The 20105-nt window shown below is 58.6% G+C and carries 17 protein-coding genes and 1 tRNA gene; 3 read left to right on the top strand and 15 right to left on the bottom strand.

Annotation, left to right across the window (positions count from 1 at the left end; translation table 11 throughout):
* Nucleotides 1-20: 20 nt before the first annotated feature.
* From HMPREF1494_RS03550 to HMPREF1494_RS03485, 14 genes are all read right to left on the bottom strand, one after another.
* The gene (locus HMPREF1494_RS03550) at nt 21-590 is read right to left on the bottom strand and encodes a hypothetical protein (RefSeq protein ID WP_003840610.1); all 570 of its coding nucleotides are present in this window, start codon (nt 588-590) and stop codon (nt 21-23) included.
* Between the two features lie 187 nt (nt 591-777).
* Nucleotides 778-857: transfer RNA gene (locus HMPREF1494_RS03545), tRNA-Leu, on the bottom strand.
* A 41-nt stretch (nt 858-898) separates the two neighbouring features.
* The gene (locus HMPREF1494_RS03540) at nt 899-1894 is read right to left on the bottom strand and encodes a Ppx/GppA phosphatase family protein (protein WP_034519619.1); all 996 of its coding nucleotides are present in this window, start codon (nt 1892-1894) and stop codon (nt 899-901) included.
* 33 nt (nt 1895-1927) lie between these two features.
* Nucleotides 1928-2494 (bottom strand): DUF501 domain-containing protein, encoded by a 567-nt coding sequence (locus HMPREF1494_RS03535; protein ID WP_034519617.1) that lies wholly within the window; start codon nt 2492-2494, stop codon nt 1928-1930.
* 14 nt (nt 2495-2508) lie between these two features.
* On the bottom strand, nt 2509-3069 hold the full coding sequence (locus HMPREF1494_RS03530; protein WP_034519612.1) for an FtsB family cell division protein: 561 nt from the start codon (nt 3067-3069) through the stop codon (nt 2509-2511).
* Nucleotides 3070-3141: 72 nt separating this feature from the next.
* Nucleotides 3142-4440 (bottom strand): phosphopyruvate hydratase, encoded by a 1299-nt coding sequence (gene eno, locus HMPREF1494_RS03525; RefSeq protein WP_003840619.1) that lies wholly within the window; start codon nt 4438-4440, stop codon nt 3142-3144.
* 120 nt (nt 4441-4560) lie between these two features.
* Nucleotides 4561-8082: a transcription-repair coupling factor gene (mfd, locus tag HMPREF1494_RS03520; RefSeq protein ID WP_034519609.1), complete on the bottom strand. Its 3522-nt coding sequence runs from the start codon at nt 8080-8082 to the stop codon at nt 4561-4563.
* Nucleotides 8072-8671, bottom strand: a complete 600-nt coding sequence (pth, locus tag HMPREF1494_RS03515) for an aminoacyl-tRNA hydrolase (RefSeq protein ID WP_034519607.1) — start codon at nt 8669-8671, stop codon at nt 8072-8074. Before pth ends, mfd begins: the two co-directional genes overlap by 11 nt.
* Nucleotides 8672-8730: 59 nt before the next feature.
* A complete protein-coding gene (locus tag HMPREF1494_RS03510; RefSeq protein WP_034519605.1) occupies nt 8731-9243 on the bottom strand; it encodes a GNAT family N-acetyltransferase in 513 nt (170 codons plus the stop codon).
* 91 nt (nt 9244-9334) lie between these two features.
* Entirely contained in the window at nt 9335-12559 is a 3225-nt protein-coding gene (locus HMPREF1494_RS03505) for a UPF0182 family membrane protein (protein ID WP_034519604.1), read from the bottom strand.
* 177 nt (nt 12560-12736) lie between these two features.
* A complete protein-coding gene (locus tag HMPREF1494_RS03500) occupies nt 12737-12946 on the bottom strand; it encodes a CstA-like transporter-associated (seleno)protein (protein WP_034519602.1) in 210 nt (69 codons plus the stop codon).
* Nucleotides 12946-15360, bottom strand: coding sequence for a carbon starvation CstA family protein (locus HMPREF1494_RS03495; RefSeq protein ID WP_003842319.1), 2415 nt, complete (start codon nt 15358-15360; stop codon nt 12946-12948). Before HMPREF1494_RS03495 ends, HMPREF1494_RS03500 begins: the two co-directional genes overlap by 1 nt.
* A gap of 230 nt (nt 15361-15590) precedes the next feature.
* On the bottom strand, nt 15591-15929 hold the full coding sequence (locus HMPREF1494_RS03490) for a branched-chain amino acid transporter permease (protein WP_034519600.1): 339 nt from the start codon (nt 15927-15929) through the stop codon (nt 15591-15593).
* Nucleotides 15926-16696, bottom strand: coding sequence for an AzlC family ABC transporter permease (locus HMPREF1494_RS03485; RefSeq protein ID WP_003840632.1), 771 nt, complete (start codon nt 16694-16696; stop codon nt 15926-15928). The genes HMPREF1494_RS03490 and HMPREF1494_RS03485 overlap by 4 nt, the downstream gene beginning before the upstream one ends.
* Nucleotides 16697-16857: 161 nt before the next feature.
* On the opposite strand from HMPREF1494_RS03485, the gene HMPREF1494_RS03480 reads away from it, so the two are divergent.
* Both HMPREF1494_RS03480 and HMPREF1494_RS03475 read left to right on the top strand, forming a co-directional pair.
* The gene (locus tag HMPREF1494_RS03480) at nt 16858-17373 is read left to right on the top strand and encodes an NAD(P)H-dependent oxidoreductase (RefSeq protein ID WP_003840634.1); all 516 of its coding nucleotides are present in this window, start codon (nt 16858-16860) and stop codon (nt 17371-17373) included.
* A 158-nt stretch (nt 17374-17531) separates the two neighbouring features.
* Complete coding sequence (locus HMPREF1494_RS03475; protein ID WP_012902064.1) at nt 17532-18119, top strand: sugar O-acetyltransferase; 588 nt, start codon at nt 17532-17534, stop codon at nt 18117-18119.
* A 41-nt stretch (nt 18120-18160) separates the two neighbouring features.
* Here the strand turns inward: HMPREF1494_RS03475 and HMPREF1494_RS03470 are convergent, their stop codons facing one another.
* On the bottom strand, nt 18161-19057 hold the full coding sequence (locus tag HMPREF1494_RS03470) for a LysR family transcriptional regulator (protein WP_003844161.1): 897 nt from the start codon (nt 19055-19057) through the stop codon (nt 18161-18163).
* A 150-nt stretch (nt 19058-19207) separates the two neighbouring features.
* Between HMPREF1494_RS03470 and HMPREF1494_RS03465 the strand changes: the two genes are divergently transcribed.
* Nucleotides 19208-19990, top strand: a complete 783-nt coding sequence (locus HMPREF1494_RS03465; protein ID WP_003840638.1) for an SDR family oxidoreductase — start codon at nt 19208-19210, stop codon at nt 19988-19990.
* Nucleotides 19991-20105: the final 115 nt, after the last annotated feature.

Here is a 20105-nt window from a genome sequence, read left to right as displayed (position 1 = left end):
AGCCGTACGAATCCGGACATTCAGTACAGCACAGAGAACATGCGAATCATGATAAGCAGCCCTACAAGGCCAACCACAATTTCCGCAATGAGCATAGCGATGGCCATGCCCTTGCGATTGGCGAGTTCGACATCCAGCAGTTTCGCCAGCAAAAACGCGATGAAGCCCAATGCCGCGCCATTGAGCGCAATGGCCCCGACCTGCCCGTTGGTGAGCACGGATTCACCTACGTTGGCCAATACGGAATTGATGGTTGCGGTAAAGACCAGCAGACTCCATACGCCATAGCCGATAAGTCCCACGGCGGCGTATCCGAAAGCACGGAATTTCTCGCGTAGTTTGAAGGTGAACGACTCGGAGCACCACAGCAGCGCGAAACCGACGACATAGGTGAAGGCCACCGCCATGAAACATGCTTCCAAAGCCCATGGCAACAACGCCAGAGAGCTTTTCAGCAACGTGTAGTACAGCGGGGAGCATATCACCTCGCCGATGCAAAGCACCCCGCCGATGATGATTGCCTGCGACAGCATCAGCGGAATATCGGTGGCGGGCTGTTCGATTACTGGTCTGGTATCTTTCGACGTCATGTCATTTTTCCGTTCGTATGGAATCTACGGGTTATCAACGCCAGTCAGTGTAATAACGGTATGTTTCGTATTCAGTCCAACATGGATACGCCAATCCATGTTGGAGCCACATTGCACATTCATCGGCGGATATCAATCACATGGCATTGCCCAGCTTGGCTCGGAGTCACTGCCACCTGCTTTTCCGTGCCTCCAGTGGGACTCGAACCCACAATCCGAAGAGGTCGATTTTAAGTCGACTGCGTATACCGATTTCGCCATGGAGGCATATCGTCCCCGAAAGGACGATGCGAAGATATTATGCCACGTCAGCGCGCAGCAAGCAATCTGGTGCCGTAATCCAGCACGATACCGTCAAGCAGGCCATGTTCGCTGGCCATGAAGGAATCGACGGCCTGACCATGGTCGGCCTGCGCCGCCTCGGAAACCCTGGCGAGCACGCGACTCCACACCAGCGCACCACCACCGACCACATCCACACGACCGGGATGAATGGTCTTGTAAGTCAAACGCTCCTCACGCGGCATGCGCAGGAACCTGTCATCCACCGCGAATGCATCCTCAAGGGTGCAGCGTGCTCCGTCGACCACGGAATGATCGTATTCGGTCAGCCCCATCGACAGTGCGGTCATCGTAGTCACCGTGCCCGACACGCCGATGATGGTGCGTGCCTTGCCTGCGGGAACGGTCCGGAATGCTTCGTCGATGTGCTCGTCGATATCTTGGATGGCTTCGTCGATCTGCGCTTCGGTCGGCGGATCGTTCCTGAGATGGCGTTCGGTCATGCGTACCGAGCCGATGTTCATGGAGAAGGCCGCCTGCACCTGCGTGACCGGCTCGGTCACACCGTCACCGCCCAGCACCAGTTCGGTGGAGCCTCCGCCCAGATCGACCACCAGATATGGGGCTTCGACATCCCTGCGTACGATGCTCGTCGCACCAAGGAAACTCAGATCGGCTTCTTCCGTTCCGGGAATGACTTCCGGACGGACGCCGAGAATACGCTCGATGGCATCCTCGAACTCTTCACGATTCTCGGCGTCGCGAGTGGCCGAAGTAGCCACGAAGCGAATGCCATCGACCGGATGTTCAGCCAATATCCCGGCGAACTCACGAGCGGCCGCATAGGCACGTTCCAACGCCTCATCGGCGAAACGGTGGGTCTTGTCGACATCCTGCCCCAGGCGGATTACGCGCAGAATGCGGGGCACGATGTCTTCCACGCCGTTCTCATCCACACGGGAGACCTTCAAACGGATTGAGTTCGTGCCGCAATCGATGCCGGCAACGGTAACAGACTTCATCTTCTCACCTTGGGTTTTCACTATGGTTTACGTTCACGCTTCGATATCGACCGCACAGCGGCACACGTTCGGGTCGTATTCGTCACGAATGGCTTGAAGGGCGAGATCACCGATCGGATTGGCACCCGGCCCCATAACCAGCGTCTGGGCCAGCAGTGCGTGCAAACATTTGACGCGCACCGGCATACCACCCGCACTGGTGCCCTCGATATGCTCCTCGCTATCGCCTACGGCTTTGGCGATCTCGTGACGGAACGCCAAATACAGCTCATGAGCCCGCTCATATTGAGCCTTTACCTCCGCATCTTCGGCCAGCAGGTCGTTGTATTCCTTCATCCTGCCTTCAGCCTCGATATGGGAAATGGCCTTCACCGCTTCGGGGCCGGTAAGATAGCAGGTCGTAGGGAAGGGCACTCCCCCAGGCAGCAACGGTCGGGTCACCACAGCCAGTGGGCGTCCGCACGCGCATCGGGCACCGACGGCGATCATGCCTCGCGGGTAACGACCAAGCTGCTTGTTCACCGTGTCAATGTCCTGATCGGTCGCCGGGGTGGCCAGTACCTTTGCCGCGAGGGTTTCGGCTTGTTCGATGATCGTCATGTCCTGTGTCACTCCTATTGCGCTCCTGACTGTGATTGGTCGTTGTTCTGTGTATCTGCGGATGATTCGTCTTGCTGTCCGTTGCTTTCCGTCGTGCCGCCATTTGCAGCCGCCTTCTTGTCATCGGCCTGATCGGCCTGTTTGAAGGAATAAGCCATCTCCTTATACCACGGCAACGACGTCTTCTGCGACTTACTCTGTGAGGCGTCATTGGCGTTCGCGGTGCTTTCGCCGGTCACGGCTTCGGGATGCTGCACCCGGATGGCCTGCTCCCCCGGAAAAACGAATCCAAGACGGTCGCGGGCCTGAGCCGTTACATAGGCTTTGTCATCCCATCTCGCAATGTCGTTCTCCAGCTCCTGCTTCTGGGCGATCAGCGACGCCTCCTGTTTTTTCAGCCCGTTGAGTTCCGCCAGATTCAATGCGTAGGTATGGAAGGTTGACACCAACTGGATGGCCCCCAACGCCACGATAAACAATGACACGAAAAAAGCGATCGGCCCTGCGCTGCTATATCGGGCCGTGCCTTTCGCCTTGGACTTGCCTTTGCCGGTCCTGCGTGTCTTTGTACTCATAGCAATGAAAATACCCGCCGCATTCGACGAGGGATGCGGCGGGCATTTTAACTAGCACTTACCAGCGCGGTCTCACTTGGCGATGTACTTCTTGCAAGCCTTGAAAGCGCTGTAGCCGGCGTACTGAGCGGTGGAGCCGAGCTCCTCCTCGATCTCGAGCAGACGGTTGTACTTGGCGATACGCTCGCCACGGGCCGGGGCACCGGTCTTGATCTGGCCGGTGTTCTTTGCCACGGCGAGGTCGGAGATGGTGGTGTCCGGGGTTTCGCCGGAACGGTGGGAGACCATGGAGGTGAAGCCGTTCTTGGTGGCCAGCTCGATGGCGTCGAGGGTTTCGGTGACGGTACCGATCTGGTTCAGCTTGACCAGCAGGGAGTTGGCGGCGCCGAGCTCGATGCCCTTGGCCAGACGCGCCGGGTTGGTGACCAGCAGGTCATCGCCGACGAACTGCAGACGATCGCCGAGCTTGGCGGTGATGGCGGCCCAGTCTTCCCAGCCTTCTTCCTGGAACGGATCCTCGATGGAAACGATCGGGTACTCGTTGATGAGGTTCTCATAGAAGTCGAGCATGTAGCCGGCCTCACGGTCATCACCTTCGAAGTGATACTTGCCGGTCTCCTTGTTGTAGAACTCGGAAGAGGCCACGTCGAGGGAGATGCCGATCTGCTTGCCCGGCTCATAGCCGGCGGCGGAGATGGCGTCCATGATGTAGTTCAGGGAGTCCTTGTTGGACTTCATCTTCGGTGCGAAGCCGCCCTCGTCGCCGAGGCCGGTAGCCAGGCCTTCCTTCTTCAGGACGTTCTTCAGGGTGTGGTAGACCTCGACGCCTGCGCGCAGAGCCTCGCTGTAGGTATCGAAGCCGTACGGGGAGATCATGTACTCCTGGATGTCGGTGGCGAAGTCAGCGTGAGCGCCACCGTTCATGATGTTCATGTTCGGAACCGGCAGGATGTGGCCGTTGGTGCCGCCGATGTAGCGGTACAGCGGCTGGCCCGTGGATTCAGCGGAAGCATACAGAGCGGCCAAGGACACGCCGAGGATGGCGTTGGCGCCCAGACGGCCCTTGTTCGGGGTGCCGTCGAGCTCGATCATGACCTCGTCGAGAGCGCGCTGATCGGAAGCGTCCATGCCGATGACCTTCGGAGCGATCTCTTCGTTCACGGCCTTGACGGCGTTGAGCACACCCTTGCCCATGTACACGGACTTGTCGCCGTCGCGACGCTCCCAAGCCTCGGCTTCACCGGTGGAAGCGCCGGAGGGAACGAGACCCAGGCCCTGGGCACCGTCTTCGGTGTCGAGAACGACCTCAACGGTCGGGTTGCCGCGGGAATCGAGAATCTGACGCGCGTAAACGCTTTCAATTACTGCCACAACTACTCCTTATAAACGTTAGGTTGTGATGACAATGCCTAGAATAGTGCGTTTTGTGGACGTAGCGCAAACTTTTCCGACACGAATCATGTGAACGCTCACATACATCTGCGGACATCCTCACTTGCGAGGGGTGGGAGACCAATCGAGGTCGTCCAACAGTTGATCCGTCCACTGCACCACCTCGTCGGAGCCCATCGGCTTCGACCCGAGCGAACCTGCAAAGGGGGCGGGGACCAGATACGTCTTGGTGACCGGTCTGTACTGGATGCCCTTGTAGATCCTGGCCATGCGAAGCTGCACGGATTCACGCGGCTCGAACTTGGCCACACGCACATTACGGCCCTGTGCGATGATCTCGGTGATGCCAAGCCTTCGCGCCTTGGCCCGCAATCGAGCCACGTCGAACAATGCGCCGAATTCGGCCGGCGGCCTGCCATAACGGTCGGCAAGCTCGTCACGCAGTTCCTCGAGATCGCCTTCCGTACGGGCCGCGGCCAGCTTGCGATAGGCTTCAAGCCGTAGCTTGTCGGAATCGATATAGTCGACCGGAATGGACGCCTCGATCGGCAGGTCGATGCTCACGGCCACCGATTCGGTGCGTTCCGGCTCCTTGTACTGTTCCACGGCCTCGGAGACCATGCGCACATACAGGTCGAAACCCACACCCTCGATATGCCCGCTCTGCTCATCGCCAAGCAGATTACCGGTGCCACGCAACTCCAGATCCTTCATGGCCACGTCGAAACCGGAACCGAGCGCCGTGTTCTGCGCGATGGTGGCAAGACGGTCATGCGACTGCTGGGTCATCGGCTTGGCCGGATCATAAAGGAAGTAGGCGTAGGCGCGTTCACGGCCGCGTCCGACTCGTCCTCGCAGCTGGTGCAGCTGACTGAGACCGAAACGATCGGCATGATCGACGATCAACGTGTTTGCGTTGGAGATATCAAGACCAGTCTCGATAATCGTGGTACATACCAGCACATCGATGTCACGATGCCAGAAGTCACGGATCACGCCATCGAGCTGCTTCTCCCCCATCTTGCCGTGCGCAATGCCGACATGCACTTCCGGCACGAGTTCATGAATCTTCGCCGCGACGGACGCAATGTCCTGCACACGATTGTGCACGTAGAAGACCTGGCCACCACGTAGCAGTTCTCGACGTACGGCTGCGGTGATCTGCGCATCCTCATATGCGCCGACATAGGTGAGCACCGGCAGACGATCCTCGGGAGGCGTGGCCAGTGTGGACATCTCACGGATGCCGGTGACGGCCATCTCAAGCGTTCGTGGAATAGGCGTTGCCGACAGACTCAGCACGTCCACATTGGTGCGCAACGCCTTGAGCGTCTCCTTATGCTCGACGCCGAACCGTTGCTCCTCGTCGATGATGACGAGTCCCAGATCCTTGAATTTGATTTTCGGATTGAGCAGCTTATGCGTGCCGATCACCACGTCGACGGTGCCGTCCTCCAGACCCGTAATGGTGTCGTTGATTTCCTTGGCGGTCTGGAATCGGCTCATTGCGGCCACATTCACCGGGAAGCCCTCATAGCGCTCGGTGAACGTCTCGAAATGCTGTTGCACCAGCAGCGTGGTCGGTACGAGCACGGCCACCTGTTTGGAATCCTGCACCGCCTTGAAAGCGGCACGTACGGCGATCTCCGTCTTGCCGAAACCGACGTCGCCGCAGATGAGACGATCCATCGGTACGGATCGTTCCATGTCGGATTTGACCTCGTCGATGGTGGTGAGCTGGTCGGCGGTCTCCTGATACGGGAAGGCATCCTCCAGTTCCTTTTGCCATGGCGTGTCTTTGCCGAAGGCGTAACCGGGCGTACGCTGGCGGGCCGAGTACAGTTTGACCAGATCCTCGGCGATCTCGTGCACGTGTTTACGTGCCTTGGCTTTGGTGGCCGCCCAATCGGAACCGCCCAGTTTGTTGAGTTTCGGCGCCTCGGCGCCGATATACTTGCTGATCTGATCGAGCTGGTCGGTGGGGATGAACAGTTTGTCGGCCGGGGCGCCGCGTTTGTTCGGCGCATATTCGATGACCAGATATTCGCGGGTGGTTTTGTTGGCGCCGGTACCGATAGTACGTTGACGCATTTCAACGAAACGTCCGATGCCGTGCTGCTCGTGCACCACGTAATCGCCGGATTTCAGTTCCATCAGATCGATAGCCTTGCGCCGGCGCTTCGGGGTTTTGGCCTGGCCCGCAGCCGAAGTGCGGCCGGTCAGGTCACGCTCGGTCAGCAATGCTGTTTTCGCCGCATTATCCACGAATCCGTCGATAGCACGGGATCGCACGCACTCGAAGTTGGTGATGCCGGTTTCGTTGATGGCGCGTTTCAGGCGGGCCAACGTGCCTTGTGCGGCTGCCGTGATGGTCACGTCATAGCCAGCTGCGAGCAGCCCCTCAATGCCGGAGGCGGCCTTGTGCTCGTCACCACGATATTCGCCTGGATTCGAAGCATCGATTCGTACATGGCCGGGCAGACTGGAATCCACACCGAAACTGGTGAGTTTCCAAACGTCATGCTGCGAGAACGCAAGAGACGTTATGGTCTCTTCGAAGTCAAGAAAATTCGCCTGATCGAAGGTGATGGGCGCACCACTACCATGACCGGACGCGGCCACATGCCAGCTGGCAGCCAGAAACTCGTTGGCGGTTTTGGCCAGATCATCGGCGCCTCTGCGCAGTTTTTCCGGATCGGAAAGCATGATCAGCGCATTCGGCGGCAACATGCCCTGCACCGATTCCATGTCGTCGACGAGCGCCGGCAACAGCGATTCCATACCCTCTACTGCAATGGCGTTGGCGATGGATTCCAGCATATCCTCGGCGTTGGGAATGGAACCGATCAGGGACTTCGCCCGATCGCGAACGACGTCCGTCAGTTGCAATTCACGGCATGGCGTGGCCCAGACGCTCTCCAGCGGCTCTCCGTACGTACGTTGGTCGGAAGCATGGAACTGCTTGATGGCATCGATTTCGTCACCAAAGAATTCGATACGCACCGGATGCGGCAGCGTCGGCGGAAATACGTCGATGATGCCTCCACGCACGGCGAATTCTCCACGGTCCATCACAAGGTCCACACGCGTATAGGCGCTCTCCACCAATCGTTTCGACGCTTCATCGAGCGCCAATTCCTCGCCTTGCGTGAATACCAGCGGTTCGATGTCGCCAAGACCGGCCACTACCGGCTGAATCAGGGATCGCACCGGCATTACCAGAATGCGGATCGGACCGAACATGGCATTCCCCTCTTCGGGGTGTTTCAACCTGCGGAACACCGCCATGCGGCTGGCCACCGTATCGGCACGGGGAGACAGACGTTCATGAGGCAACGTTTCCCAAGCCTCCAACTGGGCCACATCCTGCGGGTCGCCACCGTACCAGGAACGAATCGCCTCGACCGTCTCCTCCGCCTCCCTCCCGGAAGCGACAACGAGCACGACCGGCCTGCTGCCGGCGGCACCGGCCGCCAGAGCCGGCCGTAGACCTTCGGGAACGCCTACGGTGATGCTGGGATCGATGTCGGATTCCGGTTCCTCGACCTCACCGGAAATCAGCGCACGGAAATCGTCATCCGTTTCCAGTACGTCAAGGATGCCGGACAGCTCAGCGGCCATTGAACTGCTCCTGAGCCTTGGCGAGACCGTCGAAGATGATGGTCTCGGCCGCATCGGCGCCATCGGCAAGGAATTCAGGCAACTGCTTGCGCTGGTCCGGCCCGAATCCGCCCAACACCCAGTTCACCGTATTGTCGTGGGCGTGCGCACCGCGTTGGGCATGGCCGACACCCATACGCACACGGGCGTATTTCGGCGTGCCAAGCGAACGATCAATGGACTTGATGCCGTTGTGTCCGCCGGCGGAGCCTCCGGACTTGACCTTGATGCGGCCGAAATCAAGGTCCATGTCGTCATGGACTACCACGATATGATTCGGTTCAATCTGGTAGTACGAGCTGATGGAAGCCACCGCATTGCCGGAATCGTTCATGTAGGTCAGCGGTTTGGCCAGAAAGAACTTCACATTGCGGCCCGACAGGTTCATTATGCCTTTGCCGAGCATGGCCAGCCCCTTGTGATCGGAGAAATTGACCGACCAGCGTTCCGCCAGCAGGTCGGCTGTCATGAATCCCATGTTGTGGCGCGTTCCTTCGTACTTGGAGCCCGGATTGCCCAATCCTGCAATCAGCCAGAAATCAGATGCCATCGTTCTTTCCTACGTTCCCGTTCTACTGTTTCCTCTGTCGTTGACCGGGAAAATTGTACTTACAGGTCGAGATACCAGTAACTCATGTCACGCATGGTGCCGGTGGAATCGGTGGCGGCCGCCGGCATCAGGCCGAATTGAGTGAAGCCGAAACGCCTCATCAGCGCGATGGAGCCGGCATTGTCGGCGAAGATGATGCCGCAGGCCTTGCGCATATTACGCTTGCGGCATTCCTCAAGCAACTTCGTCAGGGTGTAGGTACCCACGCCCTTGCCCTGCCATGCAGGATCGACGTAGTAGGCCAGATCGGTGACGCCGTCGTAGCCGGCACGGTCATAGAACACGGACAACGCACCGAAACCGACCGCCTGCGGGTTACCGTCGTCATCCGCCGCTTCGACGACGAACACCGCATATGGATCTTGGTGCGATTCGACCCAGACCTTGCGTTGTTCAAGGGTGCGCGGTGAAAGGTCGGCTGAGGAACCGCCGGCGATGACGGCGGCATTATAGATGTCGGTGATGGCCCTGAGGTCGTGCTCACCGGCGATTCGATAGGTATATTCGGTCATGGTTGCCTACCATAGCGTTCCCGAATAACGAAAGAGGAGCCGCATCCACACTCGCGGACACGACTCCTCTCCGAAAAGACGCACAGGGAAGCTACTGCTCGAGTTCGATGGCCTTGTTCAAGGCTTCCTGCAGCTTCTTCTGCGCCTCACCGTAGGCGCTCCAGTCACCCTTCTTCATGGCGGCGTCGGAATCCTTCATTGCTTGGGCGGCATCGTTCAGCGCGTTCTTCAAATCGCCGCTTGCCGTGCCGCTCGTGTCATTTCCGGTGCTCGAATCCGTGGATCCGCCTTGCGAGGTATCACCCTGCTGGCCGCTGGAGTCGGTTTTGCCATCCGTCTTACCGGATGAAGTACCGCCTTCGACGTTCTCGGCGTCACCGGCGGATGCTCCGGAATTGCCGCCGAACACCTGATCAAGCGCCTCGTCCAAGGTGTTGGCGAACCCGACCTGATCACCGAAGGCCACAAGCACCTTCTTCAGGAGCGGGAAGCTCGTGGAACCGGAGGATTTCACGTACACCGGCTGGACGTACACCAGACCACCGCCAAGCGGCAAGGTGAGGAGATTGCCTCGCTGAACGTTGGTGGAACCGGATTCGAGCAGGTTCAATTCCTTGGATACGTCTGCCGAGGCGTTGAAGTTGTTCTGTGCCTGTCCCGGACCGGGCACATTGGAGTCTTTCGGCAACTCCTGCAATCGGATGGTGCCATAGTTCGAACCGATTTTGCCCTTCTCGTTGCCCGCATCGGAATCGACCGACAGGAAGCCGGTCAGGATCTCTCGTGTCGAGGAACCTGCCGGAATATACGATGAGGTGAGCGAGAACACCGGCTCGTTGGATCCGCCGGTCTGCAAGGTCAGGTAATACGGCGGCTGCAGAATGTCACGCTGCTGGGCCTGCTGCGATTCGGTCGGATCGACCGGGGTCTGCCAGAAGTCCTCGCCGGAGAAGAACTGGTTCGCGGAAGACACATGATACTTGGCGAGCAGCTCACGCTGTACCTTGAACAGACTTTCCGGATAACGCAGGTGACTCATCAGATCGCCGGAGATTTCGGAAAGCTGATGGTACTGGCCGGGGAAGATCTGTTCCCATGCCTTGATGACCGGATCGGATTCGTCCCACACATACAGATCCACCGAACCGTCATAAGCGTCGACGGTGGCCTTCACCGAATTACGGATATAGTTGGCGTTCTGCGAATTCAAACCCGTGACGGTGGACGAGGTCTCCGTGGTGGAGTCCTTGGTCGCATCTCCCAAATCGGTCATCTGCGAGTATGGGTAGGCATCGGAGGTGGTGTAGCCGTCGACGATCCACTTCACACGCCCGTCGACCACGGCAGGATACACGCGGCCGTCAAGGGTCAGGTACGGAGCGACCTTGGCCACGCGTTCCTTCGGGGAACGATCGTAGAGAATCTGCGAATTGGCGTTCACACGATCGGAGAAGAGAATCTGATCGGAACCGAAACGAATCGCATACAGCAGACGGGAGAAGATGTTGCCGATCTTCGGACCACCATCGCCCTTGAAGGTGTTGGTGGCACCTTCAGAGCCGGTCGGGTAGTCGAATTCCCAGGATTTGGTGCCGTCAGGAGCGCCCACGATGGAGTATTCGGAGGCGTTCGGGGAGAAATAGATGCGTGGCTCGTATTGTTCGGAATCCGTCAGTTTGCCTTGGGTGGGGATGCCGGATTCGAAGAACTTCGGCTGGCCATCGCTGGTCACCTTGTTGCCATAGGCGGCGACCACGCCATAACCGTGCGTGTATACGGTATGGTCATTCACCCAATTACGGTTGTCAAGGCCGTCAAGATCAAGTTCGCGGGCCGCGATGACGGTGTCTTGGCTCACACCGTCCACCTCATATTTGTCGACCGACAGCGTGTCGGCAAAGGTGTAGTACTGCTTGGACTGCTGCAGCTGCTTGAAGGTCGGCGAGACGATCTGCGGGTCAAGCAGTCGGATCTGCGCGGTGGATTCGGCGGAATCGGCCAACGCGCCGGCCTCGCCTTCGGTGGTGGCCTTATATTGCTCGGTCTTCACTTTGTTCAGGCCGTAAGCGACGCGAGTGGCGTCGATGTTGCGCTGGATGTAGGTGGATTCCATCTCCTGTGCGTTCGGATTGACACGGAAACGCTGCAACAGCATGGGCCATGCGACGGTGAGCACCAGGCTGACGACAACGGCGGATGCGATGGCCACGGTCGGTACCTTCCACGCCTTCAACGCTTCGGAGGCACGCACGGCGATAGGAGCCTGGCCTTCCAGAGCATGGGATTTCATAATCCATATGCCCAACACCACACCGAGGATGACGGTGATGGCGGCCATGACGAAGGTGACCGGAATGGTGGCGTTCACCGTGGTGTAGGTCGCGCCGGTAATGCGACTACCCTCCGTCGTGAGGGTGGAGAACACGCCGACCACCTGGTTGGCGGCCCAAGCGAACATGTTGAGCATCAGCCAGATGCCGATCTGACGGCGGGCACGCTTGGTGATGTTAAACAGACCACGGCCGTTGACCGGCATGGTGATGCGGATGCCGCCCATGAGCACATGCGTGATGACGGAGAAAATGATGCCGGCGAGCAACAACAGCGATACGGCCGACATGATCAGACGCAGTCCAGGCAGCACGAACACGTAGAAGCCGTTGTCAAGTCCGAATTGCGGATCGGTGGTACCAAAGCTCTGCGCATTGAACATGAGCAGGATTTCGGACCAGTTCGAGTTGAACTGTGCACCGAAGATCAGGCCTACGATCAGCGAGACGACCACGGCCACGCGACGGGCGTTTCTGGAACTCACGCCCTTGCCTATTTCGATGGTGTCGCCCTTGACACGGATGGTGGAGCCGTCGGCTGCGTCCGGACGCGCCCGAATCGCCAAGGTTGCGGATATGAAGCTGACACCGGCAAGCAACAGCGCATAGGCGATCCACAGACCGATCCTGGTGCCCAGCTGCGTCCATATCACACTTTGGAAACCAAGTTGGTCGTACCACATGACATCGGTGATGAACTGCGCCAATGCGAAAAACAGGCCGACGACGATGGCCAAGGCCAGAACTATGCCGATGAGAATCTTGTTGCCGCGCGATGCTCCTTTTCGGGGGCGGTTGGGACGCTGGGCGATACGCGGACGGGAAGGACCTTTCGGAGGCACGCTCGAACCGGACCGCGAAGTGGTGTCGCCATCGGTCTCGACATTGAGGATGATCGGATCATCATTCGAGGAACGTTGCCTGTCGGAACGGTTCGCACCTTCCGAAGGATCGAACAGGGGGCCAAACATATCGAAGAAAGACATGTTTCCAGCCTACAGACAGGCAAGGAACGCGTGTCAGAGCCCGAATGGTTCATGATGAAACGACGGTTGCCATCAATCTCGTTGCACCGAATTCAGTGCGTATCCGCATGCAATCGTCCACCATATGGAAGCGTCCCCGTTCCCAAATCGGGAAACGGGGACGCTCATCATGCCTTGTCAGCAACAGCAGCTGGTGTTGGGATGCTCCCTGTCATAGGCTTCGCGGGCGAGCAGGAACTCCTTCTCGCTCAATGGCCGTTCATCGGGATGTTCGGCGGCGAAGTGCTCAAGATAATGATCGTATCTTGCTTCGCCGCTGATCTCCCGCATGTACCAGACCACGCCACGCCACGCCTTGGACAGCGTCGCCACCAACCGTCGCGACATCAGGCGGCCGCCTTGCTTTCGTGGGCCAGCTCATAGGACTTGGCCGCATACTCGCGGGCGACTTTCTTCTCGAGAGATGTGGCGATCAGGCTGGACGGAGCGAACCATTCGGATTCGACGAACGGATCCTCGGACGTGGTTTCCACACCGAACTTGCCCGCCTTGAGGGTCTTCACGATTACCACGACGCCGCAAATCAGGAAAGTGGCCATCATGATGAAGAAGAACACGGACAGCACGCCGTCGAGATAGGCGTTGGACAGCGATGCCTTGGCATTGGCCAATGCCTCGCCAGTCAGTTCTCCGGAGTCGATCTTGGTCTGCCAGGTCTTGGCCGCGGCGAAATAGCCGATCTTGGAATCGAAGATCTTCTGGAAGTCGGCGGTGAAAGTCACGGCCACGTCCCACACCAGCGGCACGACCGGAATCCATGCGTACTTGGCGCGGCCCATCTTGACCACGCATACCGTCACCAACATGAAGCAGGCGGCGGCAAGTAGCTGGTTGGAGATGCCGAAGATCGGAACCATGGCATTGATGCCGCCGTTGGCGTCGGAAACGCCCATGTACAGCATGGTGCCCCACAACGCAGTGGCGATCAGCGTAGTGATGATGTTGCCCGGACGCCAAGTCGGATCGCCGAACTTCTTGAGCCTCTTGGCGTTGGCAAGCATCTCGCCGATCTGATAGCGGGCGACGCGGGTGCCGTTGTCGACGGTGGTGAGAATGAACAGCGCTTCGAACATGATGGCGAAGTGGTACCAGAAGGCCATGGAGTTCTGTCCACCGAGATAGGACTTCAGGAAGGAGGCCATGCCCATGGCGAAGGTGGTGGCGCCACCGGTACGGGACACGATGGACTTCTCACCGATATCGGAAGCGGCCTGCTTCAGGGCCTCGGCGCCTTCATAGGTCTTGACGTCGCCGTTGGAGTCCTCGGAATCCCAGGTGACCTTCATCTGGTTGCCTTCGATGTCGGAGACCTTCATCGAATCCACTGCCTTGACGGCGGCATCGGCCTGCTCGTCGGCGGTGGAGGTGGAAGTGATGGTCACACCGGAAGCGGCGGAGATCTGGGCTGCGGACATGTTGGTGGAGAAGTACACGCCCTGGGAAATGGTGATGGCCGCAATCAGTGCGATGACGGCGGTGAAGGATTCGACCAGCATGGAGCCGTAGCCGATCATGCGGATCTGGTTCTCCTTCTCCAAGGCCTTCGGGGTCAGGCCGGAGCTCACTGCGCCGTGGAAGCCGGAAAGGGCACCGCAGGCGATGGTGATGAATAGGAACGGGAACAGATTGCCGGAGAAGGTCGGCCCGGTCGACGTGGAGGCGAGCTCGGTCAGACCCGGCACCTTGACTGACGGATTGGCGATGATGATGCCGATGACGAGCAGCACCAAGGTGCCGATCTTCATCAAGGTGGACAGATAGTCTCGCGGAGTGACAAGCAACCAGTGCGGCAGAGCGGCCGCGCAGAAGGAGTAGATCACCAGAGCGATGACCAGTTCCTTGGCGGACAGGGTGAAGATCGGAGCAAGCACCGGGGAATCGGCGATCCAGCCACCGGCCACGATGTCAAGCACGAGCAGCACGAAGCCGAGGACAGTGGTTTCGATGACGCGGCCCGGACGCAGGAAGCGCTGGTAGCAACCCATGATCAGTGCGATCGGGATGGTCATGCCGATGGAGAACACGGCCCACGGCGAGGCGGCCATGGCCTTGATGGCCACAAGGGCGAGGAACGCCATGGCGATGGCGGTCATGACGACCAGGAAGATCGACAGCACCATGCCACCGAACTTGCCCATCTCGTCGGCGGCCATCTGGCCGAAGGAACGGCCGCGGCGCTTGGCGGAAATCCACAGCATGAGCATGTCCTGCACGGCACCGGCGAAGATCACGCCGAGAATGATCCACAGCACGGACGGCAGATAACCCATCTGAGCGGCCAGAATCGGGCCGACGAGCGGGCCCGCGCCGGAAATGCCGGCGAAGTGCTGTCCGAAAAGTACGCGGCGATCGGCGCGTTCGAAGTTGGCGCCATCATGCACACGCTCGGCCGGGGTGGCGTTCGCGTCATCGGTGCGCATGATTCTAATCTGAATGTAATACGCATAGAAACGGTATGCGATGGCATAGGAGCAGATGGCCACGACCACGAACCAGATGGCGCTGATCTGCTCGCCACGGGACACGGCCAGAATGGCCCAGCCAATGGCGCACACAATGGAAATGGCGGCCCACAGCAGGGCCTTCGGCCAAGTCCATACCATCTTCGGCTTCACGCCGACCGGTAGGCCTTTCGAATTGCGAATGACGCGTTGCGCCTCTTCCGGCGTATAGTCATCCTTGAACTCCAGCTTGCCGGGCGCAGGGACCTGGGCGCCGGCAGTGCTTGCTGCACTAGTCATTATCGTTCTCTCTCAATTAACTGTTGGGTTTAGCCGGATTCGAGTAATCGAACCCTTCTTGCTTGTGGCTAAGGCAACAGCGTAAGCGAGAGAAATGTATTTCTGAGTTACTTCTCACGATATGGGACATGCCAGGGGGGCTATGGACGGGATGGCCCGCAATTGTTACGGACCGCTCTGTCGCCACACTCGTTCGATGATGACAGCGCCACACCACATCATGCTCGCATCTACGCGACGAATATCAGTTGGATGAGCAGCATGTAGACGATGGTGCCGCCCGCAATCGACAGCAGCATGTTCCTCTTCCATAGGTGCAGCAACACGATCACGATGATGGCGATCGCCTCGGGAATGCCGTGGCTGCCGGAAAGCGGCTGTACTCCCTTCAACGAATAGACGACAAGCAGGCCGGTCATGGCATACGGCAACACTTTGCCAAGATACTCAATGACACGTGGCGGTTGTTTGGATTCGGGGAACAGCAGGAACGGCAGGAATCGAGTGACGACGGTGCCGAGCACCGCCATCAGCACAGTTACGATGCCCTGCCAGGTAGTCATGATCATCTCGCGCGATTCTCCCGTTCGTCGAATCCCCCGTCGGTTTTCAAATCGCCAAGATACGGCCGGACCATGAGAAACATCACCAGCATGGCGAGCAACGAGGGAATCATGAAATCGTCGGCTCCGAACAGCGCCAGGCAGATGACCGGCACGACGATGCCGGTCAAAGCGGCCATATGACTTCTGCGCTTCGAATTCATCCATTGGTCCACGAAGATGACCACGAACAACGCGGTCATCACGAAATCCAATCCGGAGGTATCGAAGGTCAGCCGTCCGCCGACGATGCCGCCGACGGTGGCTCCAAGGACCCATGATGACTGATCGAGCAGCGATACGAAGAAGTAAAACCAGCCACGATCCACACCATCGGGAATCCGTACGCTATTGTTGACGGCGAAGGTTTCATCGCACATGGCGTAGATAAGGTACGGCTTCTTCAGCCCCATGCTCTTGAATCTGCCAAGCATGGAGATGCCGTAAAACACATGACGGGTGCCCATCATCACCGCAAGCATCAGTGTGGCGAGGGGATTGAAGGCGGAGACCAGCAGGTTCACGGTAACGAATTCCATGGAGCCCGTAAAGATGAACGCACTCATGCACATGGGCCACAGGAACGAGAAACCCCGGGTGCCCATCAGCAGGCCATACGACATGGCAAGGAAAAAGAAGCTAATGCAAATCGGCAGCACCTTGGGCACGGCGGCCCGCAAGGCCCTGGTCTTCACGCCTTCCCCCTGCCGCACCGGCATCTCCTCCTTCATCATCGCGCCCGACGAATCCTTCGAGAATCACACTAATGGCACCATCGTCGCACAAACGCCCATCGACTATCGACGCTGCTTATGACGGGTTTAATAAGGGCGGCCACCCTACTATGCTCATATATGAATCCACCACTGTGGACCCGCAAAGCTAAGGAGTATCGATGAAGACGCTGGTACTGGTGTTCCATCCGCATCTGGAAAAGTCGCAGGTCAATCGCAAGCTCATGGACATCGCCAATGAGACCGGTGACGTAACCGTAATCGACGAGTATGCCGAATATCCGGATTTCCACATCAATGTGGAGCGCGAGCAGAAGCTCATCGAATCGCATGACCGTATCGTGCTGCAATTCCCCTTCTATTGGTATAGCTCCCCCGCATTGCTCAAACAATGGGAGGATGCGGTGCTGCAGGCCGGTTGGGCGTATGGCGGTGGACACGCACTGGAAGGTAAGGAATTCATGGTGGCCGTCTCCACCGGTTCTCCGGCGGATTCGTATACCCGTGAAGGCAGCCACGTACGTACCATGGAGGAGCTGCTCTCCCCGTTCGAAACGACGTTCCGCCACGTGCATGCCACATATCTCAAGCCGTTCCTGATTCAGGGCGTCGCCACCTCCACCGAGGCGCAGATCGATCAGGCCGTCGCCCAGTATCCGGCGGCGCTGGTCGACTGACTCTCGTCCGGCATCCGCCTCGGTCGTCAGGCATGGATTTGCGTTGGCATGCATAAAACGCATGTCAACGCGCCCATCACGCACATTGGTTTGCCTGCGATTTCGGTTCCATAATGAGGTCCGCACCAACATCGGCAAAATACGATTCGAAGGATTTCATGATGGAATACGGCAAAGGCCATGTATACGAACTGATGGACCAAGGCGGTCCGACCGACAACCGCGAACCGTACTTCAAAGAGGCGGTCGACGAGATGATGCGCGCCCGTACGCTGTGCGCGAAAGCGAACGCAACCCTGCCCGACGACCCAAGCTACGTCGGTCATCTCGAGGAGCTGTTCGGCCGCAAGCTCGACGATGTGCGCATCCTGACGCCGTTCACCTGCGACTTCGGCAACCGCGTGACGTTTGGCAAAGGCGTGTTCATCAATCATTCCGCCATCCTGTCCGCTTCGGGCGGCATTGAGTTCGGCGACGGAGTACAAGTGGCGCCGGGCGTTCGCATCGCGACCATCAACCATGATTTCAACGCGCGCCATTCCATGTATACCTATGGCAGGGTGACCATCAAGAAAAACGCGTGGATCGGCATGAACGTAACCATCTGCCCCGGTGTGACCATCGGTGAATACGCGGTGGTCGGCGCCGGCGCCGTCGTCACCAAAGACGTTCCCGACTATGGGGTCGCCGTAGGAACCCCCGCAAAGGTCATCAAGATGCTCGATCCGAACGAGCAGCAGGAGTAGCCCCGGCCGGATGGCGGATTCCTCCGTCCCGGAACACCCACCTAGCCTTCGGCCATCTTCGCCACCACCTCGCGTACACAGGTAAGGAAGGCCTGTGCGGACGGGGTAAGCGGCTGGTCCTTCTTCCACGCCATATGGAGCGCGACATGTACGGGTGGGTCAAACGGACGGAAACATAGTCCGCTTCCCTCGCCCGTGTCCACCAATCCTCCGAGGCTCATGGCATAGCCGTATCCGGCACGCACGAATCGGCTGGCGTTATAGGCCAGATTCATGGTGCCGACGATGTGGTAAGGCCTTAAATCGGCACCATACCAACCCGACAGGTCACGCCTGACCAACGCGCCCTTCGGTACGATCATCGGCAATCCCTGCAGGTCTTCGGCACGGATCCCATCCTTCGCCACCAACGGATCGTCCGATCGCATGAGCACGCCCATCTGATCTCCGCCCGGCAACGGAAAATGGTCATAGCGGCCCATATCGGTCGGCTGCACGAGCACACCGAAATCGGCCAACCCATTGTTAAGCCGTTCCACGATGTTTTCGCCGTAGTCATCATGCAGCTGCACACGGATGCCGGGATGCAGCTCCCGAACATGCACGGCGGCCTTGGCAAGCACATCCATGACCGAAGATTGAGCGGCCGCGATATGCACATCGCCCTCAATCTCCTCGCCAGAAGCGATTTCGGATTTGGTGCGGTCGGCGAGCTCCACGATTTCGCGCGCACGCCGGTACAGCAGTTGCCCTTCATGCGTCAGCTCCAACGCACGCCCACGATTGCCTCGTACGAACAGCGTGGCACCCATCTCTTCTTCCAGGTCTTTGATCTGCCGAGACAACGCCGGCTGGCTGATACGCAGTACGTCGGAGGCGGCGGTGACGCCCTCTTCCTGCACTACCGCGATAAAATTGCGCAATATTTTGATTTCCATAATCGTCTCGTTCCGCCGCCCACCATGCATCAACACATTAAGTATATGCATTTTTTCGATTAATTACTATTGCTGATTTGTATTTGTTATATCTTCCTTCCGACCATACGATGACAGCAGTACGCAGCGCTCATCATCGGAGGAATTGAAATGACCAAACCAACCCATGTTCTATTTGTCGGTGCAACCGGCAGCATCGGGCGGCTAGCCGTGGCAGAAGGATTGGCCCAGGGCTATCAGGTGCGCGCCTTGGTGCGTGACACAAGTCGCGCACACTTTGATGCCCGTGTAAACATGTTCGAAGGCGATTTGACCAGCATCGAATCACTGAAAAGCGCATTGGACGGCATCAATGGCATCGTATTCACCATGGGTGCGCACGACGGTCCTTCGATGATCGAAAAGATCGATTACGGCGCGGTGCGCAACACCCTGCTCGCCTTGGATGGGCGTAAGGTGCGCATCGCCCTGATGACGGCGATCGGCGTGACCTACATGGATTCGAAATACAACCGTGACTATCAGGCGCACGATTGGAAACGACGTTCCGAACGTCTGGTGCGCACCAGCGGCAACGAATACACCATCGTGCGCCCCGGCTGGTTCGACTACAACGATTCCGACCAGCAACGACTCGTATTCCTGCAGGGTGACACGCATCGTCACGCAAGTCCCGAAGACGGCGCAGTCGCACGCGCACAGATTGCGCGCGTACTGGTGTCGGCGCTGGGCAGCGACGAAGCCGACCACAAAACGTTGGAGCTTATCGCCGAGCAAGGCCCGGCACAAGCCGACCTGTCTCCCCTGTTCGAAGGCTTGGAGCCGGATGCGGCCGGCTCGTTCGACGGCGTGCATGACGAGGCAAACTTCCCGCTCTCCGCCCAGCCCAAACGCGTGCTCAGGGATCTCGACACGATCCAGTCACTGGCCTGACCACGAAAGCCCCATGACGTTGGGACGGCGGAAGACCATGAACGCTCGCAAAGCACTTTCGACCTGTCTGTGCATCACCGCACTCGCACTCGGCGGATGCGGATCGATACCCGAT

The sequence above is a fragment of the Bifidobacterium sp. MSTE12 genome, assembly GCF_000513015.1.
Classification (GTDB): Bacteria; Actinomycetota; Actinomycetes; order Actinomycetales; family Bifidobacteriaceae; genus Bifidobacterium; species Bifidobacterium dentium.
Note: the sequence above shows the minus strand (reverse complement) of the source record. Positions and strands in the feature narration are given on the sequence as shown.

Coding starts and splice junctions, on each gene's coding strand:
- mfd (WP_034519609.1), bottom strand. CDS start 8,082: ATGGCCGCTGAGCTGTCCGGCATCCTTGACGTACTGGAAACGGATGAC.
- HMPREF1494_RS03465 (WP_003840638.1), top strand. CDS start 19,208: ATGACCAAACCAACCCATGTTCTATTTGTCGGTGCAACCGGCAGCATC.
- HMPREF1494_RS03540 (WP_034519619.1), bottom strand. CDS start 1,894: ATGAAGTCTGTTACCGTTGCCGGCATCGATTGCGGCACGAACTCAATC.
- HMPREF1494_RS03510 (WP_034519605.1), bottom strand. CDS start 9,243: ATGACCGAATATACCTATCGAATCGCCGGTGAGCACGACCTCAGGGCC.
- HMPREF1494_RS03475 (WP_012902064.1), top strand. CDS start 17,532: ATGATGGAATACGGCAAAGGCCATGTATACGAACTGATGGACCAAGGC.
- HMPREF1494_RS03490 (WP_034519600.1), bottom strand. CDS start 15,929: ATGATCATGACTACCTGGCAGGGCATCGTAACTGTGCTGATGGCGGTG.
- HMPREF1494_RS03550 (WP_003840610.1), bottom strand. CDS start 590: ATGACGTCGAAAGATACCAGACCAGTAATCGAACAGCCCGCCACCGAT.
- HMPREF1494_RS03480 (WP_003840634.1), top strand. CDS start 16,858: ATGAAGACGCTGGTACTGGTGTTCCATCCGCATCTGGAAAAGTCGCAG.
- HMPREF1494_RS03500 (WP_034519602.1), bottom strand. CDS start 12,946: ATGTCGCGACGGTTGGTGGCGACGCTGTCCAAGGCGTGGCGTGGCGTG.
- HMPREF1494_RS03535 (WP_034519617.1), bottom strand. CDS start 2,494: ATGACGATCATCGAACAAGCCGAAACCCTCGCGGCAAAGGTACTGGCC.
- HMPREF1494_RS03505 (WP_034519604.1), bottom strand. CDS start 12,559: ATGTCTTTCTTCGATATGTTTGGCCCCCTGTTCGATCCTTCGGAAGGT.
- pth (WP_034519607.1), bottom strand. CDS start 8,671: ATGGCATCTGATTTCTGGCTGATTGCAGGATTGGGCAATCCGGGCTCC.
- HMPREF1494_RS03470 (WP_003844161.1), bottom strand. CDS start 19,057: ATGGAAATCAAAATATTGCGCAATTTTATCGCGGTAGTGCAGGAAGAG.
- HMPREF1494_RS03485 (WP_003840632.1), bottom strand. CDS start 16,696: ATGATGAAGGAGGAGATGCCGGTGCGGCAGGGGGAAGGCGTGAAGACC.
- HMPREF1494_RS03495 (WP_003842319.1), bottom strand. CDS start 15,360: ATGACTAGTGCAGCAAGCACTGCCGGCGCCCAGGTCCCTGCGCCCGGC.
- HMPREF1494_RS03530 (WP_034519612.1), bottom strand. CDS start 3,069: ATGAGTACAAAGACACGCAGGACCGGCAAAGGCAAGTCCAAGGCGAAA.